The organism is Paraburkholderia sp. SIMBA_053, assembly GCF_046534895.1.
GTDB lineage: Bacteria > Pseudomonadota > Gammaproteobacteria > Burkholderiales > Burkholderiaceae > Paraburkholderia > Paraburkholderia caledonica.
Window position 1 is genome coordinate 1 of the sequence record NZ_JAWRXU010001501.1, and the last position, 243, is coordinate 243.

Sequence of the window (243 nt, forward strand, 5' to 3'; positions counted from 1 at the left end):
GCTGATCGTGGACGACCGGCTCGAAACCGCTCGCCGCTTCGCCGCCCACGCGCTGGGTGGGCGAATCCGGCACGATCAGATCCGGGTGCTCCGCCTCGATGCTTTCGAGCTCCTTGAACAGCTTGTCGTATTCGGCGTCGGGCAGATCAGGCTGGTCGAGCACGTAGTACGCGTAGTTGGCGCGTTCGAGTTCCGCGCGCAGCCACTCGGCGCGTGCAGCCGGATCGCGCTCGGCCGGAGCGC

1 protein-coding gene is annotated in these 243 nt (G+C 67.9%); it reads right to left on the reverse strand.

The genetic code is table 11. The annotated features are described in order from the left end of the window. On the reverse strand, positions 1–243 hold a 243-nt coding region (locus SB753_RS40595; RefSeq protein WP_410805617.1), incomplete at both ends, for a DNA ligase LigA-related protein.